Source organism: Brevibacillus invocatus (assembly GCF_003710915.1).
Classification (GTDB): Bacteria; Bacillota; Bacilli; order Brevibacillales; family Brevibacillaceae; genus Brevibacillus; species Brevibacillus invocatus.
Map to the genome: position 1 here is coordinate 53727 of NZ_RHHR01000013.1, position 14513 is coordinate 68239.

The following is a 14513-nucleotide window of genomic DNA, read 5'->3' on the forward strand; positions in this document are numbered from 1 at the left end:
TGACTTTCTCTAGTACTGGAACTAGTCATTTCTAAATGGTTTGTTACTTTGAACTAGCCACCTCCTTATTCCCAACAGCCTGTAAGAATTGTTTCTTTCTTCTACTCCCTATTCGTTAATGATTCACGTACCTTTCAGTCTCAAAAGTCATTTTTCAATCTTGAGTCCCCACTTTAACAACAAATTCATGCCAAACATAAGCATCCCGACCCACTTTCGATAGTGAATCGGGATGTTTTATCACTCTTTTTTGGGATTCAGTAAATCGAGATTAACCTTTTGTGACAGCCTCTTGTGAATACTAAAACTCCTCTATCAACCTGCCATCCGACACGACTACCGCTCCTCTTTTGATCACGGTATGAACATGATTCACTCCGTATCGATACTGCAGGGTCATGTAGTCGGGCACTTCAAAAATGGTGATATCCGCCTGCTTGCCAGTCTCGATGCTGCCGATCCGATCCGCGCAACGGATGGCGTGTGCCGCATTGATGGTCGCTGCGGTCAGGACCTCCGCTGGGGTCATACCCATTTTCAGGCAGCCCAGATTCATGATGAGCGGCATGGAGACGGTAGGCGAAGAACCAGGGTTGCAATCCGTGGAGATCGCGACTGCGACTCCGGCATCGATCATCTTGCGGCCGTTCGCTGACTCTGCCATCAGGAAAAAGGCGGTTCCAGGCAGCAGAACAGCGATGACGCCAGACTGTGCCATCCGTTCAATACCATGTTCCGATGCCCGCAGCAGGTGATCAGCAGATACGGCCCCGATCTCTGCGGCAAGCTCCGCTCCCTCGTATGGTTCGATTTCATCTGCATGTATTTTGGGCAGGAGTCCGTACTCCTTGCCAGCTTCCAGAATGCGTCTGGACTGCTCTGGTGTAAATACCCCGCGCTCGCAGAAAACATCGTTGAATACGGCAAGTCCGCGGCGCGCTACTTCCGGGATCATCTCCCTGATCAACAGCTCCACAAAATCGTCTGGATGATCCCGATACTCGCGAGGAACTGCATGTGCACCCATAAAGGTACTGACGATATCGACCGGATGCTCCTCGTGAAGCCGCTTTGCTACCTCCAGCTGCTTGAGTTCTACGTCTAGTGTCATTCCATAGCCGCTTTTGGCTTCCACCGTTGTAACCCCGTGCAGGAGGAACTGATCGAGCCGCTTTTTGCTTTCCGCAAACAGCTGATCGTGAGTAGCCACTCGGGTAGCCGAGGTCGTCGCGTGGATTCCACCACCGTTGTTCATGATCTCCATGTAAGTAGCGCCGTGGAGTCGCATGTTGAACTCATTCTGCCTGCTTCCGGCATGCACCAGATGCGTATGCGGATCGATCAAGCCGGGTGTGACCAGCTTGCCTGTAGCATCAATGATTCTTGCTTCATCCCGACGTGACCCGAATATCGCTTCGAGCTCCTCGTCTTTACCGACGTGAACGATCTTCCCGTCTTCCAGCCAGACACTGCCATTCTCGATGAAGGAGAGCTGATTCATTCCTGCACCCGTGACAGGTGCCTGTGAGGTTCCCGCCAAGGTGACGAGCTGGCTAGCGTGGCGAATCCATAACGGCTGATGCTTCATCGCGCGTCTACTCCTTTATCATGGGAATGTGGACACCTTTTTCCTTGGCAGTGCGTCTAGCCAGCTCGTAGCCAGCATCTGTATGACGGACGATACCCATGCCCGGATCAGTCGTCAGCACTCGTTCCAAACGGCGTGCCGCTTCTTCCGTACCGTCTGCTACGATGACCATCCCCGCGTGCAAGGAATACCCCATGCCGACTCCTCCACCGTGATGCACCGATACCCAGCTCGCTCCACCGACTGCATTGACCAGCGCGTTTAAGATTGGCCAGTCAGCCACCGCGTCGCTTCCGTCCATCATGGCTTCTGTCTCCCGATTAGGGGAAGCGACCGATCCGGAGTCCAGATGATCGCGTCCGATCACGATCGGGGCTTTCAGTTCGCCTCTGGCCACCATCTCATTGATGATGTGACCAAAGCGGGCGCGTTCACCGTATCCCAGCCAGCAGATGCGGGAAGGCAGACCTTGAAACTGAATGCGCTCCTGAGCCATGCGAATCCAGTTGCACAAATGGGTGTTCGTGGCGAATTCCCGCAAAATCACTTCATCGGTCTTGTAGATGTCTTCCGGATCACCCGATAACGCTACCCAGCGAAACGGTCCCTTGCCCTCGCAAAATTGCGGACGAATATAGGCAGGAACAAATCCCGGAAAGCGGAAGGCATCCTCTACCCCTTCATCCTTTGCCACCTGTCGAATGTTGTTCCCGTAGTCAAAGGTCACTGCTCCGCGCGCCTGCATCTCCAGCATGGCGAGAACGTGCTCGGCAATACTCGCTTTCGCTCGGACTTCATAGCTTTTCGGATCACGGAGACGAAGCTCCTGCGCGTCGGATAAAGACATGCCTGTCGGGATATAGCCATTTAATGGATCGTGAGCGGAGGTTTGGTCCGTCAGCACATCCGGGATAAAGCCGCGATTCAGCATCTCACGCAGCACTTCTGGTGCATTGCCCACCAGCCCGATCGAGACGCCTTTTTTGGCAAGCTTCATCTCCTGTGCAATGGTAAGAGCCTCATCCAGACTGCTCGTCATCACATCCAGGTACTTTGTATCCAATCTGCGCTGAATACGGGCCGGATCTACTTCAATATTGATGCTTACACCGCCGTTGAGCGAAACCGCCAAGGGTTGGGCGGCACCCATGCCTCCCAAGCCAGCCGTCACGGTAATCGTCCCAGCCAACGTTCCTTCAAAATGCTGCCGCGCACACTCGGCGAAGGTTTCATACGTGCCTTGCACAATGCCCTGGCTGCCGATATAGATCCAGCTTCCCGCTGTCATCTGTCCGTACATCATCAGCCCTTTTTTGTCCAGCTCGTGGAAATGCTCCCAGTTTGCCCATGCCGGTACCAGATTGGAGTTGGCTAACAGAATGCGTGGAGCATCTGTATGCGTCCGAAAAACAGCGACTGGCTTGCCCGATTGGATCAGCAGCGTCTCGTCGCTATCCAGCTGCTTCAATGTCTCCACAATCGCCTCAAAGCATTCCCAGTTGCGAGCTGCTTTGCCGATCCCGCCATAGACGACCAGATCTTCTGTCCGTTCCGCTACCTGCGGGTTCAGGTTGTTCAGCAGCATCCGCAAAGCTGCTTCCTGTACCCAACCCTTGGTATGGAGCTGTGCACCCGAATATTGCTGAATCAACTGTTCAATCGTCTGCGTAGTCGCCATTATTTCCCACCTGCTTTTCTTCAAGGTTCTTTTGTTCAGTATAAAAATGGGTGGAAAACAAAAAAAGGCACCAGGCTTTTGATTTGGTGCCCCTACTATCGGTTTGTTTTTGCCTATTCGCTGGGAAAAGCTACAAATAGGTATTTTTTTTCGATTCTACTCCTTTCTTTTGATTGCGATACATCCGCGGGGTTGTTCCCAGCTTTTCCTTGAACACTTTGCTGAAGTAGTTGGCATTGGCAAAGCCGCTTCGCTCCGCTACCTCATGAATACTCAAAGACGTTTCGGCAATCAGTTGCTCTGCTTCCTTCAGTCGCATGTTCGTCAGCAGCTGCCGAAACGTAATGCCCAGACTGCTGCTGACCAGTGTGCTGAAATAGGCGGGACTCCGATCCACATAGCCTGCGACATCCTCCAGACGTAGGGAGGAATCTGAGAATCTCCCCTCCATAAAGCGAAGAGCCAGCTCGATCACGTCGATTCCTGCTGCTCCTCGCTGCCTTTGCACGACATCCATGAGCTTGTAGATGAACAACAGCAGCTCCTGAATAATGCGATAAAGAATAGGCGCGTACAGGATGATCTCGAAGACCCGGTGGTAGCCATCCTCCACATTCGTTCCGTCCAAGCCATGCGACTTCATATAACGTCTGACCTGTGCCAAGATGCTGGTCAGCCGAATGCGAAGCAGTCCCGGCTCTGGATAAGGCCCTTTTTGATAGGAAAATTGCGTATACATCCACTGCTTTAATCCATCTCTGTCTCCCTCGTGCAGCATATCTACCCATGTCCGCTGTTCGGCGGGAGTCAAGAACGGGTCTATCGTTTTCCAATTGATCACATTTTCTGCGACGGATACTTGCCGATATCCTGTGAAGAAGCGAATTTGCAATGCCTGACTCGCATCCTGATATTTTTCGCTCAAGCTTTTTTGCTGATCCTGCGCCTCGTAGACGACGAGAAACAGCGGAGAGTCATGCCTCGCCTCCCACTCGATCAAGATTCTTCTCGCCAGCTGCTGCATGGACGCAAGTGATTCTTTTCCCTGCTGTGTGTCGAAAACCCCGACGATGACATCTGCCAGAGGCAGCAGCACGGGTTTTTGACGAAACGGGAACTCCTGTAAAAAGGTGAGCAGCGCAGGATGATGTCTGGTCTCCTCCAGTTGCGCCAGCAAAAGGGTTTGCTCTCTGTGGTTCTGCGAATCAGGAACAAAGAGCTCGCGATACGTCACCCCTTCTCCCTCTGACCAACTGCCCGCTACACGTACATCTCGCCCCCCGTTTCGAGCCTCGACAATCTCCTGAGAGCATCGGGTCAGGACACGTCTGATCACCTCAGGCGTTTGCGGCTTCAGCCATAGGTCACGTGCGCGCAGCTCGATCGCAAGCATCGCTTTCTCGAACGTAGCCTCTGCCGTCATCACCAGAACAATGGGACGAAACTGCTCGACTAACAGCTTGAGTCGCTCCCAATTGCTTCTAGCTACCATGTCCAGCTCGATACAGATGACATCTGGCACATGGTCTTCCAGCACCTGAAAGACGTCCTCCATCGTTCCTGCCTTGTATACATGATCGTAGGGAATTTGCCAACTGTTGAGCAGCCAGCTGATCCCGGAGCGTTCGTTGGGGTCGCGATCGGCAATCATGATGCTCGGCATGTACATCCCCTCTTTTATCACAGAATATTCTGACGCTACCACGTAAAGGAAGATGTCCCCAGCAGGGACATCTCTCGCTTCATTCATTTAGAGGAAAATGGATTCTCAATCATGGAACCCATGATGTGTTCGAGCGGAATAAAGCCAAGCTCTCGGGAATCCGTGCTGTCATTGCGATTATCGCCCATGACAAAGACGTGGTTGTCAGGAACCGTCAAGATTTCGTCTGACACGTACTCCATTTTTTCCTTGATGTACGGTTCTTCTAATGCTACGCCATTGCGAAATACCTGATGATCTTTAAATTCCAGCACATCTCCAGGCTTTCCGATCACTCTCTTGATGTACATGGATTTGTCCTCTTTTTGACCCAGAACCATGCGCACCAAAGGATGGCCGGTCATATCATCCATCAGGGTTCGATCTCTTTTCACGCGGCTATCAATCACAACGATGTCGCCGTATTCAGGCAAATAGGAAAAGGTATGCGATAGTTTGGACACAAAAACGCGCTGCTCATCCTGCAAAGTTGGACTCATCGATTGTCCATCGACCTTGTACGGTTGAAAGACGAAAATTCCCAAAGCCAAGGCCAGTACGATGGCAAAGCCAATCGAACGAACCCATCCGAAAATCTCTTTCACGTTTAAACGTCACTCCTTCCTCCGAATACATCCTGTCAGTTGCTATCATACCACAAACATCGTCCAAACCAAAAAAGGGGAGAAGGCTCCGCGAGGCGATCTAAAAAAAGATCAAAACTCGTGTTCACGATGATCATCTCTTTTTTAAAATCCCTAAATACTCGGTCCAAGGACCAACGTCCTCCCTGTATCTTTCTGCCAACCGCTGGTAGAAAATGCAGTCAAGCACGGTCTCCTTCGTCAGTCCAAAGGCGGCACAGTCCTTATTCGGATTGCGCGGCAGGACGATTTTACACTCATTGAGGTACACGATGATGGAAAAGGAATGGAGCAGGAGGTAGTCAATCAATTGCTGAGTCCAACAAGAAAGGGAAAAGGCGGTATCGGTCTGTCCAATACGAATCGACGTTTGACGCAGCTATACGGACGAGGCTAGTCGATCCAAAGCAAGCCGAATGAAGGAACAACCGTGTCGTTTGTCATCCCGCATAATCAAAGGAATCAAGAGTCATAATCGAAGTTGCAGGAAAAAGAAGACAGGCTTGGTGCTTCTAACACAAGCCTGTCTTCTTTTGACCCGATGGAAGCTGATAAGCGTTACGTCTAGCTGACATCCATACAGTACAACAACCGTTTGGCTTCCAGATGAAAACCATACTGATCCAGTCTGTTGTACAGGAGCTGCATCACTTCCGAATGATTGAAATACTGCGATTGACAATCTCGTATGAATGCCAGCAGGGTTTCCATCTCCGCATTATGAACAAAGGCTTTTAAATCGTTCAAATTCACATCAGACAAATCTATTCTTCGCCATGGATGAGGGATGTACACCTTCGTCTCTTCCCTTTCCCCCAACGGAACAATCCCCAAACCGTCTGCTGTTTTCAAGACTCTATCTGTTTTGCGCTGGGCCTGCAGCTCCTGAACATACGCAAATCCGTCCTCAATCGGTTCGAGGTTGAAAGCCTTCACTGCTTCTTCCCGGACTATCGCTCTTTGGCGATCCCATTTTTCACGGTCAAAATGTTCGGAGGCTTGTGCGTCGTCTTGGCTTTGGAGATAATGCATATACTCCTCTTTCGACTCAAAATCTAGCAGCAGCAAACCTTCATGACCGAAGAAATGAAGCCTAAAAAAGTCGCGGATACCGTCATAGCCCGTACCTGCAAACATGATCGAATCTACTGGTGAACAGCGATATCCGCCGTTATCGTTTTCATTGAACGTTAAGTAGAAGCCCGTGGGAGTATCTAGATAAGGGACTTCAGGTGCAATGTCTTTCTCCCACTGGATGATGCTTTGTAATAGATCCGGTATCACCGTGTTACCTAACATCCGCATTCCCCTATTCTCGTATTCCACTTATCGCTTGCCCCTATGATAACCCGTATTCCTTGATTTTCCGAAAAAGGGTTGCCCTGCTGATCCCAAGCCATTCAGCCGCGTCCTCCTTGCGTCCCCTAGTCTGTTCTACTTGACTCAAAGCCTGTTGAATGGCCGCTCGCTCCAGCTCCTTGAGGTTGAGCGGGAGGTTCATATCCGACGTGCTTGTCCTGCCTGAAACCTCCACCCGTTCCCGCTTTTCTCGCAGTTCTAGCGGCAGGCTTTTGGTCTCAATCAACGCCGATGTCTCCATATTGACAGCGTATTCGATCGCGTTTGCCAGCTCTCGGACATTTCCAGGCCAGTCATAATGAAAGAGAATGGCTTGCGTTTCTTGTGAGAACCCGATAACGTTTTTGCCCAATCTTTGAGAGCAGCGCTGCAGACAGTCATTTGCGATGATCAAAATGTCTTCGCGTCGCTCTTTTAAGGATGGGAGGAAGATCGGAATTACATAGAGACGGTAGAACAAGTCCATGCGAAATGCTCCTTGCTCTACACGACTCCGCAAATCATGATGGGTGGCCGCGATGATCCGGGCTTTCAGCGGGATGGTTCTGCCTGTCGACCCTACCCGCATGATTTCTCTCTCCTGTAGAACGCGGAGGAGCTTACCTTGCACGTGCAGCGGCATGTCACCAATCTCATCCAGAAAAATAGTCCCCCTACTCGCTGCTTCCAGAAGTCCGATTTTTCCTCCCCTGCGGGCACCCGTAAAAGAGCCATCTTCGTAGCCGAACAACTCACTTTCGAGCAAATGCTCCGGGATGGCCGCACAATTGATCGAGACAAAAGGCAGATTGCGACGCTGGCTTTCCTGATGAACAGCCTTGGCAAACAGCTCCTTGCCAGTTCCACTCTCCCCATACAGCAACACCGTAGACTCGCTGTCCGCGACACGCCTAGCCACTTCTTTTGCCTGCGCAATGGCGGGACTATTGCCCACGATGCGAGAAAAGGCATCCTGTCGTTCGAAGCCACCTACCTGTCGAGCTATCTCAACCACTTCCCGGACATCATCGATCGTGATGACCCATTCTCTCGTAGTCCCTTCCAGTTGAATGGGCTTGATCGCAAACAAAAATTCCTTTTCCTCTTCCCCCACCGCAAGCATGACTTTTTTCGGCGTGATCCCGGAGCTGTCGACCTTGCGTATCGCTGTGATCCATTCTTTCGCTCTTGCACTGCCTTCCGTTGCCAATGTTTGCAGCAGCAAGTACTGTCTGGCACGTTGATTGGCTTGTACGATCTGGTCTGACTGATCCACGATCAACATGGCCTTGTCCAGCTCATCCATCAGCACGCGCAGCTTTTCCAGTGTCAGCTGCTGCTCTACGTACATCAGATGTTCCTTCAGCTTGCTTGCGATCAGCTCCGCAATCTTTTGCAGAAAGTTGAGAATGGAGTCCACATCTGTAAACAAACGCTCGCGCTGTGATGGATCAAAAGCCAGTAGTCCGATGACCCCCACATTTTTCCCATCCATCTGGATCGGGCAGCAAATCTCTCCCGTCTCGGCACAGTTTCCATAGTGCATGCAAGGTTTGCAGCGATCATCTTCCCCAGGGTGCGTGATGACCACCGGCTGTCCAGCGAACAGAGAGGATCGGTACACGTGATCCTCCCCAGCCATCGTTCGCAAGACACCTGGTTGTGTCTGACCTGTACCAGCTATGCGCAGCAAATGATGATCGGCGATCTCCACTTCCACACGTAATACGGAAGCAACTGCTTCGGCAATCTGCTGGACGCTCTCCTGAATTTCGCGCAAAGGCATATGGATTCCCCTCTCCGCTTGCTTTGTCTCCATTATACCTTGCGAGGCAAGAGAGCGATGACAATCCCTGGCGTTATCCGCAGAAATCACAGATCGTCTCGACCAGGATGTGAGCCATGTCCACGAGGCTGTCTGCTTCCACATATTCAACCGCTGCGTGCAAGCCTACTCCGACAGGCCCGAAGAGCAAGGTGGGAATGCCCGCTCCCTGTAGCAATGCTGAATCAGCCCAACCGGAAAAGCCGGAAATCTCCGGTGAACGCTGCATTTTTCGTTCGAAAGCCGCGTGCATCGCGCGAAAAATCGGCTCATCCGTCGATACCTCGAACGGCTCGCGCCAGAAGAAGAGCTCTGCTTCTGCGCGAAAGGACTCGTCTTCCTGCCGCAGTTTTTGCAAAATAGCTTGGATTTCCTGCTCCACCGCATGCTGTGTTTCTCCAGGGATGGTTCTACGCTCCCACTCCAGACGACAATAGTCCGGGTACGTAGACAGCTCCGTCCCGCCCTGAATCAGGGAAGCGTGGACGGATGCCGCGCCTACGATCGGGTGCTTGCTTGTGCCAAGGTTCTCTGATAGTCGCTCAAGCTCCTGTAGGACCCTGCCTGCCCGTACGATGGCGTCTACTCCTTCAGCCGGTCGGCTGCCGTGCGCCGCTTTTCCTTCTACCTCGCAGCGGACCCAGCCAAAGCCTTTGTGCACGATGCCGATCGCCAAATCTGTCGGCTCACAAACAATCGCAGCATCAGCACGGTACTCTTTCACCAGCTCTTCTGTGCCGATGCTCATGTACTCTTCATCCGCCACAAACGTCAGGATCACATCGCCAGCCAGAGCCATTTGCGCCTTGCTGATCGCCTCCACCGCCGCAATCATCGCACCAAGGCTTCCTTTCATATCGAGACTGCCGCGTCCGTAAATGTTTCCATCCTGATAGGTCGGCTCAAACGGGGGGATCTCCATCCGCTTGGCACTGACGGTATCCATGTGTCCGTTCAGCATAAGGGATTTGCCGCCACCACTTCCACGCAATACGGCTATGACATTGACCGCTGTCTCATTGATTGGCTGCATGTTGACTTCCAGACCGCTCGCTACCAGACGTTCACGAATAAAGCGCGCGATCTGGCGTTCCCCATGACCATCCGCATCGAGATAGGGATTGACCGAATCGATGCGGACCAGCTCCTGGACCAGACTGACGATTGCATCACGCTCAATCAACATGTTCATTCCTCCAACGCTCCTCTCACCTGTGCAGGTGTAGATTTGTCCGAATAGGCGCTGTGCATGACAATCCGCTCGTACGTTTCGCGATCCGTATCGCCCTCTGTGCTGAAGCAAAGCACGACGGAATGGTCATCCAGCTTCAGCTGTTTTCGCAGATGTGCCAGCTCTTCCTTTTGCATAATCGCTGCGAGAAGTCCGATCCCGACTGCACCGCTCTCTCCGCTGACAACCGCCGCATCTTCATCTGTTGGTGATGCCAGCAGTCGCATGCCATTGGCTGCGATGTCATCCGGACAGCTGACAAATGCATCTGCATAATCCCGCAAGATCTGCCATGCCATCGGATTGGGCTCCCCACAAGCAAGCCCTGCCATGATCGTCTGTAGCTCCCCGGTCGCCACCTGAGCCTGCCCGTCTCCAGCCGCTGCTGATAGATACATGCAGTTCGCCGCATGAGGCTCTACGATCACCGTGATGAGATCATTCCCTTGATCAGCCTGGACAAAATGTCCAAGTACCGCTGCTGCCATCGATCCCACACCAGCCTGTAGGAACAGATGCGTCGGTTTGTATGAAGGAGCCTGATCAGCCAATTGTTCGATCGCCTCGGCCGCCATCGTCGTGTATCCCTGCATGATCCACTGCGGAATCGTCGTATACCCTTCCCACGCCGTATCCTGTATCACCTGCCAGCCTCGCTCCTCGGCCATTTGATTGGATAGCCGGACGGCCTCGTCGTAGTTTCCGTTGATCACATGGGCATGAGCACCTGTCTGCCGAATCGCTTCTACTCTTTGAACAGCTGTCCCCTTCGGCAGCAAGACGACTGCCTTTTGCCCCAATTGAGAAGCCGCCCAGGCGACAGCCCTCCCGTGATTGCCATCGGTTGCCGTAACGAAGGTGATCTCTCCGAGCTGACGCCGAACCTCTGCAGAGCGCAGCGATTCAAAATCGACTTCTTCGACGGAGCGGCCCAATCGTTCACAGATATAGCGAGCCATCGCATAGGAAGCTCCCAGAACCTTAAAAGCATTCAGACCAAAGCGATGAGACTCGTCCTTTACGTATAGCTGGCGAATCCCGCATTTGCTGGCTAAACCCGGCAGACTGACGAGTGGAGTGGGCTGATAGTTCGGAAAGGATTTATGGAAGGCTTTTGCTGACAGACTGGCTTGTGTAGACAAATATTTGGGCAACGAATGACCCTCTCTGGATAATGGCTTGCGACTCATCCTGTTCATAGCTACGCGAATTTCTTTGTGAACCATATCCGACATACACTTTCATCCTCCTAGCTTTTTTGTATCCATCTTTTTACGTACTGCCAAATAAGATAAAGCAAGGAATGTGCCAGTCTTTCGCTGATGCTGGACGCGAGGGTAATTGGCTCACTATCTGCATGAGTATCGATTTGAGATAAAAAAGTATCAAAAAGAGATTGCTTGTATCAATTCGATACGAACAATCTCGTCAGTTCGTTGCTGGCTTTGATACACGCTAATTGTACACTTCGTTCAAATAGCTCGCTACGATAACGAGTGGTGCATTGTAATCAATCGCGTATTCATTCGTCGCATATGAACGATGATCATCTACATAGCTGAGCGCCCCCTGCCGTTTCGGTGCAATGCCGTCATTGGCATGTGAATTGGGACCGCCGACCAGAAGTCCGGGAATGAGAATTCCACTGGCAACCGTGTAACGATGATGAGGCTCGACAGGCGAAAACATGCCCATGCCAGTGACAAATGACTGAGAAAGTGCGTTGCTTCCCAATACCCAGTCCAATTGTCGGATGATCGCGTGAATGTAGGCGGGCTTTGGTTCCAGCTTGTGCGCTGACGCCAGATGTACGCCATATCCAAGCGTGTTCTTGGCAGAAGCCCAATCGAAGTCATCCGCTTTGTTCAAAATCGTCCCGTAAGCCCTCCGCTCGATAGTAGCTGCCACCCGATCCGCATGCTGAATGATCCGTTGGCGCATCAGTGCTGTCAGCTCCCAATCCGACCGATCATTCAGAGCCAGCGTCAGAATGGTCATAGCGGAAGTGTTTTGCCAATAGGCGGGGAACATTTTCTTCGGACGCAATTCCAACACGCTGTAATGCTCCTCTACATACTTGCGAAACAATGGCAGACTCGTCGTTACATACAGCTCAGCTGCTGCCCAGACACGTGATTGACTATCGCTTTTGCTGCGGTAGGCCTGATCTTTGCCAGGAACCAGTATCTCTTCGTTCCCTTCCAGAAACCGCCATGCTTGCATCGAAGCATTCAGCAGAATCTTGGCGTAATCTGCGTCATAAGCTTGATACACGCGTGCAGCTCTTGCCATCGCCGCTGCATAAATCGCCGTATCCGGCGTCGCGATCGGCTCTACATACTGAATCTCCTGATCCTCCTCCGGTCTGATCATGCCAGGAAACTCTGCTGTTTTGACACTGTGGTAAACAGCCCCGTCCTCTCTTTGCATCTTCCTCATCCAATCCAGCTCTACCCGGATGACTGCCAGCACGTCAGGCTCATCCCTCTTTTCACGATGCAAGGAGAGCGAGGAATGCTTCAGCGTGCCCGGGGTCAGCTCTTGCAGCAGCAGCAGCGAAGCGACAGTCATTCCGGCATTGGGCATGTACTTGCCGTAATCCCCGGCATCATGCCAACCACCTGTCACATCTCGCACTCCCCCTCCATCCGCGGATAGAATGGCAGGCCGAGTATGGCACGCCTCGTGATTGACGTGTGAGATGGGATCGTCAATTGCAACCCCGCAACGCTGTAGTTCATAGGAGCGCATCGCCATTCTGTAGATGCTTTCAAAGACGTTGTCTGAAATCTGAAAGGGAGCACTTCCCAGTCCGTTGGATAAATGAATCTGATACGTTCCAGGCTTTTGAAATGTTGAAAAATCCAGCTGGTACACCGGCTTCCCCGTCTGTCCATCCTGAGGTCCGCTTTTTGGCACCCCACTGTATACAGCCCGATGATCCGCGAGATCGACGAGGGTAAATTCTGAAGCTGGCAGCGTAGTTGAAGCCATTTTGATGGCATCTGGCGCATAGCCCACCTGATTGACACTGATCTCTCTGGTCACTGGCAGCGGTGCGACCATCGGAGGAGGCTCCTGCCTCTGCCCCTGGATCAGGAAAAGTCCGGCTATAATCAAGGCAAGCAGCAGGAGAAGCCATCTCCATCGCAGGAGATGCACCATCCCCTTTACCATGGCTGAATCTCCCTGTAGACGTGCTCCATTTTTTTACCGAACGATTCCCAGGTGTGTTCCTTGGCAAAATCATAGCCAGCACACCCCATGCGCGCTCGTTCCTCCGGCTGTCGATACAGGGCTTCGATCGCTGCTGCCATATCGGAGGTCACCTGCTCTGGAGAAGTGACAGGGATCTTGATTCCTGCCGTCGTCGGCACAAAATCACGTACACCGTGATGATCCAGCACAATCACGGGCAATCCATACGCCATCGCCTCCAACACCTGTGCCCCGAAGGAATCGCGCAAGCTGGTAAAGAGAAAGACGTCGCTCGTCAAATAATGCTGCTTGACCTGCTCCCAGGGAAGCTGCCCATGAAACTCCACTCGATCCTCGACCTCGTATTGCTGTATCCACTTCTGAACCTGGCCCTCCAGCTGCCCTCCGCCTACAATACAGAGCTTGATTGGATGCTCGGGGTTCACCTTTGCCACAGCCTCCAGGGCGATTTGCAAAGCTTTGCGCGGCATGAGACGACCAACCCAGAGCAATTTCAGACTTGTATCTGCCTTTCTTTGCGGGAGGTTGTCCGGAAAAAAATCATGTGGCAGCGAAGTATCGAGAAACAAGGAGAGATTTTTCCCGCCCATGCGTCGGGCGATTGCCAGCGTATCCTGATTGGTCGCAAGCGTCGCACTGGCATGACGGATGGTTCCACGCAGGACAGGATTCCACGCTGCCATTCTGCAACGAAACAAGGACCTCGCAGCTTCCTGTCGCCACTCCCTGCCAAAATACTGTTTAAAGGCTTCCGGAGCGGTCTGTCCGCCACCTACTGGACCAAATACCATCGGCTTTCCAAGACGCCACAGCCAGGAGCCTCCCTGCAGGCTTCCCAACGTGATGTGATGAATGATGTCAAATGATACTTCCTTCTCCAATCGCTTGGCCGTTCGGTAAGCCTGATACTGCCAATAAAAATAATTGACAAAATAGCCCGAATTCCCTTTTATCACCTTGCGAATCTGCGGAAAGTCGTCCACGATGACGAAGTGCAAATGAGGCAGCGACTCTCTTGACAGCCTTTCCTCGATCGCCCTGCGTCCCTCCGGTCTGGTCAGGATCCACACTTCATTTCCTTGACGTGCCAGCTCTATCGCACAATTCCATCCAAAACCGGGCTCCGATCCGCGATCCGGCTCACAGGCAAAAGCAGACAGCAGTATTTTCATTGCTTTTCCTGCCCTCCGATCCTTTGTCTTTTTCAAAAAATCAAACAACCGCTGATACAAGCATGCTCTCATTTTCATAGGATGGAGAGAGCAAAAGTTCACGTGCTAACAAGGAG

General features: G+C 52.1%; 11 protein-coding genes. 1 reads left to right on the forward strand and 10 read right to left on the reverse strand.

Annotated elements, in window-relative coordinates; translation table 11 throughout:
- Positions 1-301: 301 nt before the first annotated feature.
- The 4 genes from hutI to lepB form a co-directional block, all read right to left on the reverse strand.
- Entirely contained in the window at positions 302-1588 is a 1287-nt protein-coding gene (hutI, locus tag EDM52_RS08790) for an imidazolonepropionase (RefSeq protein WP_122908629.1), read from the reverse strand.
- A 7-nt stretch (positions 1589-1595) separates the two neighbouring features.
- Complete coding sequence (hutU, locus tag EDM52_RS08795) at positions 1596-3266, reverse strand: urocanate hydratase (RefSeq protein ID WP_122908630.1); 1671 nt, start codon at positions 3264-3266, stop codon at positions 1596-1598.
- A 130-nt stretch (positions 3267-3396) separates the two neighbouring features.
- A complete protein-coding gene (locus tag EDM52_RS08800) occupies positions 3397-4929 on the reverse strand; it encodes a response regulator transcription factor (RefSeq protein WP_122908631.1) in 1533 nt (510 codons plus the stop codon).
- Positions 4930-5012: 83 nt separating this feature from the next.
- The gene (gene lepB, locus EDM52_RS08805; RefSeq protein ID WP_122908632.1) at positions 5013-5573 is read right to left on the reverse strand and encodes a signal peptidase I; all 561 of its coding nucleotides are present in this window, start codon (positions 5571-5573) and stop codon (positions 5013-5015) included.
- A gap of 205 nt (positions 5574-5778) precedes the next feature.
- Here lepB and EDM52_RS08810 point away from each other — a divergent pair, with 205 nt between their 5' ends.
- Positions 5779-6009 carry a sensor histidine kinase gene (locus EDM52_RS08810; RefSeq protein WP_420866957.1) on the forward strand — a complete coding sequence of 77 codons (231 nt, stop codon included), beginning with the start codon at positions 5779-5781 and terminating at the stop codon, positions 6007-6009.
- A 167-nt stretch (positions 6010-6176) separates the two neighbouring features.
- Here EDM52_RS08810 and EDM52_RS08815 read toward each other — a convergent pair whose 3' ends face one another.
- The 6 genes from EDM52_RS08815 to EDM52_RS08840 all read right to left on the reverse strand — a co-directional run bounded on the left by EDM52_RS08815 (position 6177) and on the right by EDM52_RS08840 (position 14433).
- Positions 6177-6911 carry a hypothetical protein gene (locus EDM52_RS08815; RefSeq protein WP_122908634.1) on the reverse strand — a complete coding sequence of 245 codons (735 nt, stop codon included), beginning with the start codon at positions 6909-6911 and terminating at the stop codon, positions 6177-6179.
- Positions 6912-6951: 40 nt separating this feature from the next.
- Complete coding sequence (locus EDM52_RS08820; RefSeq protein ID WP_245996728.1) at positions 6952-8769, reverse strand: sigma-54-dependent Fis family transcriptional regulator; 1818 nt, start codon at positions 8767-8769, stop codon at positions 6952-6954.
- A gap of 40 nt (positions 8770-8809) precedes the next feature.
- Positions 8810-9967, reverse strand: a complete 1158-nt coding sequence (locus tag EDM52_RS08825) for an ArgE/DapE family deacylase (protein ID WP_122908636.1) — start codon at positions 9965-9967, stop codon at positions 8810-8812.
- Positions 9964-11241: a diaminopropionate ammonia-lyase gene (dpaL, locus tag EDM52_RS08830; protein ID WP_122908637.1), complete on the reverse strand. Its 1278-nt coding sequence runs from the start codon at positions 11239-11241 to the stop codon at positions 9964-9966. The genes EDM52_RS08825 and dpaL overlap by 4 nt, the downstream gene beginning before the upstream one ends.
- Before the next feature lie 220 nt (positions 11242-11461).
- Entirely contained in the window at positions 11462-13183 is a 1722-nt protein-coding gene (locus EDM52_RS08835) for a glycoside hydrolase family 9 protein (RefSeq protein WP_122908638.1), read from the reverse strand.
- Positions 13177-14433: a glycosyltransferase family 4 protein gene (locus EDM52_RS08840; protein ID WP_183184924.1), complete on the reverse strand. Its 1257-nt coding sequence runs from the start codon at positions 14431-14433 to the stop codon at positions 13177-13179. Before EDM52_RS08840 ends, EDM52_RS08835 begins: the two co-directional genes overlap by 7 nt.
- Positions 14434-14513 lie beyond the last annotated feature (80 nt).

Bases quoted from the DNA above. Each gene is read 5' to 3' on its own strand.
- EDM52_RS08800 (WP_122908631.1), bottom strand. From the start codon at position 4,929: ATGCCGAGCATCATGATTGCCGATCGCGACCCCAACGAACGCTCCGGG.
- EDM52_RS08820 (WP_245996728.1), bottom strand. From the start codon at position 8,769: ATGGAGACAAAGCAAGCGGAGAGGGGAATCCATATGCCTTTGCGCGAA.
- hutI (WP_122908629.1), bottom strand. From the start codon at position 1,588: ATGAAGCATCAGCCGTTATGGATTCGCCACGCTAGCCAGCTCGTCACC.
- EDM52_RS08825 (WP_122908636.1), bottom strand. From the start codon at position 9,967: ATGAACATGTTGATTGAGCGTGATGCAATCGTCAGTCTGGTCCAGGAG.
- hutU (WP_122908630.1), bottom strand. From the start codon at position 3,266: ATGGCGACTACGCAGACGATTGAACAGTTGATTCAGCAATATTCGGGT.
- EDM52_RS08815 (WP_122908634.1), bottom strand. From the start codon at position 6,911: ATGTTAGGTAACACGGTGATACCGGATCTATTACAAAGCATCATCCAG.
- dpaL (WP_122908637.1), bottom strand. From the start codon at position 11,241: ATGTCGGATATGGTTCACAAAGAAATTCGCGTAGCTATGAACAGGATG.
- EDM52_RS08835 (WP_122908638.1), bottom strand. From the start codon at position 13,183: ATGGTAAAGGGGATGGTGCATCTCCTGCGATGGAGATGGCTTCTCCTG.